The 2,172-nt window shown below is 69.7% G+C and carries 3 protein-coding genes; 1 reads left to right on the top strand and 2 read right to left on the bottom strand.

Annotated elements, in window-relative coordinates; translation table 11 throughout:
• The first annotated feature begins 69 nt into the window (after positions 1-69).
• Positions 70-543 (top strand): hypothetical protein, encoded by a 474-nt coding sequence (locus tag G4D87_RS36910; protein ID WP_163787464.1) that lies wholly within the window; start codon positions 70-72, stop codon positions 541-543.
• Positions 544-574: 31 nt separating this feature from the next.
• On the opposite strand, the gene G4D87_RS36905 is transcribed toward G4D87_RS36910, so the two are convergent.
• The gene (locus tag G4D87_RS36905; RefSeq protein ID WP_002636551.1) at positions 575-694 is read right to left on the bottom strand and encodes a hypothetical protein; all 120 of its coding nucleotides are present in this window, start codon (positions 692-694) and stop codon (positions 575-577) included.
• Between the two features lie 42 nt (positions 695-736).
• On the bottom strand, positions 737-2,089 hold the full coding sequence (locus tag G4D87_RS36900) for a DmpA family aminopeptidase (protein WP_163787463.1): 1,353 nt from the start codon (positions 2,087-2,089) through the stop codon (positions 737-739).
• Between the last annotated feature and the right edge of the window lie 83 nt (positions 2,090-2,172).

Here is a 2,172-nt window from a genome sequence, read left to right as displayed (position 1 = left end):
CCCTTTCCCAACGTAGGAACCGGCCGTCCCACCGGGAAGTCCGGCTTCCGCCTCAAGGAGAACCAAGTCATGACTTCTGGACGTTTCGCCCCCTTCTTCGCCGGGTTGCTCCTGCTCACCACCGGCGCCTGTGGCGGAGAAGCTCCCCCCTGCACGGAGTGCCCCGCCGTCGAAGGCCGCTACCGGCTGCAGTTCAACCCGGACGCGGGCGTGCCTTCGGAGTGCGCGCTCCTGGGGGTGGCGGTTCCCACGGGTGAAGTCCTGGACATCGCCCGCTCGGGCGAAAACCTCGCCAGCCGGCTGGCGGGCGTCCCCGTCCGGGGCACCATCACCGCGCAGGGGACCTTCCTGATGACGGGGACGGGTACGCCCTCGGCGAACCGGACGGACACGCTGACGCTCACCGGCAGCTACACGGCGCCGCTGACGGATGGCGGGACGGCGTCCATCGCCGGCGTCCTCACGGGCAGCTACGTGCGCGCGTCCGACACAGGGGGACAGCGCTGCAACGTCAGCACTCCGTTCTCGGCGACCCGGGACTGAGCCACGGGCCGCACGAGCGCGGTCGGGACGACTACTTCTTCTTCGACTCGGCGGCGGCCTTGGCCTCGGCCTTGTTCTTCTTCGCCCGCTTCTTCCAGGCCTGCTTGATCTTCATCTGCACGCGACGGTGCTTGCTCTTGCTGCGGGCCATCTTTGACTCCTGTGCTCCATACGGAGACGTGAAAAGAGGGGCTTAACTATCAGAACCCGCGGGGCTCCCGGAAGAGGAACCCTCGGGGCCCCCCGGCTCGCCGGGGTCGTCCGGTGCCGGACGGGTGGGAAACGGGATTCCCTCGGCGCTCCGGACCTGGGTCGGCCGGGCGGTGGACGCCTTCACGTCCCCCTCCCGGTCCTCGGTGCCAGGCCGCTCCCTGGCCGCCGGGGCGCTCGACTGCTGGGGGCGCTTCTTCACGGAGGCGAAAATCGGCTTGTAGGCGTCCAGGAAGCGCCGGACCTCGTCCAGGGGGAGCGCCGGGCAGTGGTTTCCGTTGGCCCCCGTCATGGACGTGGCCATGCACATGGCGTTGAGGATGGCCTCCTCGGTGGCCTCCATGACGGCCTCGTAGAGGGGGTCCAGGCGCTGGTCCAGGAGGAGCTTCAGCTTGTAGACCATCTTCTGGGTGCGCCGGGGGATGATGTTCGCCGTGGAGAAGCCGACGACAATCTCCCCCGAGCCGTGCGCCGCGTAGCTGCCCACCCGGCCAATGCCCAGCGCCACGCGCTTGCAGAGGCGGTTGATTTGATGGCTCAGCAGCGGCGCGTCCGTGGCCACCACCGCGATGATGGAGCCGTACGTCTGGCCGCGCTTGGGCGTGCCCTTGAACTTCTCCGCCAGCACCTCGCCCACGGGCAGGCCGCCCACGCGCAGGTTGTGCATCTTCCCGAAGTTGGACATCACCAGCACCCCCAGCGTGTAGCCGCCGAGCACCTCCGGCAGCTTGCGGGAGGACGTGCCGATGCCGCCCTTGAAGTCGCACGTCACCATGCCGGTGCCGCCGCCCACGTTCCCCTCGGCCACGGGGCCGGAGGAGGCGGTGTGGATGGCCTCGAAGACATGCTCCTCGCGCACATGGCGCCCGGAGATGTCGTTGAGCCAGGAGTCGTCGCACTCCCCCACCACGGGGATGATGACGTCGTGCTCGTCGCCGATGCCGGGGTAGCGGTCCACCAGGTAACGCGCCACGCCGTCCGACACCGCCCCCACCGCCATGGTGTTGGTGAGGAGGATGGGCGTCTCGATGAGGCCCCACTCCATGAGCTGCGTCATGCCGGAGACCTCGCCCGCGCCGTTGAGCACGAAGCCGCCGCCCGTCATCCGCTCCATGAAGATGTTCCCCTGGTTGGGGAGGATGGCGGTGACCCCCGTGCGCACCGGACCGTGCCCGGGGCGCAGCGGGCCCTCGCCCTGTATCAACGTGCTGTGCCCGACGAGCACCCCCTCCACGTCGGTGATGGCGTTGAACTTGCCAGGCTTGAAGCGCCCCAGCGGCAGGCCCAGCTCACGGGCCCGGACGCGCGGACCGGTCTCCTCGGGGATGTGCACCATGGAGGCGGACACTAACCGACCGCTCCCCACCGTCAACCACTCCACCCGGCCCCGCCCGCCGCCTCGGTGGGCGGGGCCGGGGC

The organism is Myxococcus vastator, assembly GCF_010894475.1.
Classification (GTDB): domain Bacteria; phylum Myxococcota; class Myxococcia; order Myxococcales; family Myxococcaceae; genus Myxococcus; species Myxococcus vastator.
This window is presented reverse-complemented; position numbering and strand designations above follow the sequence as displayed.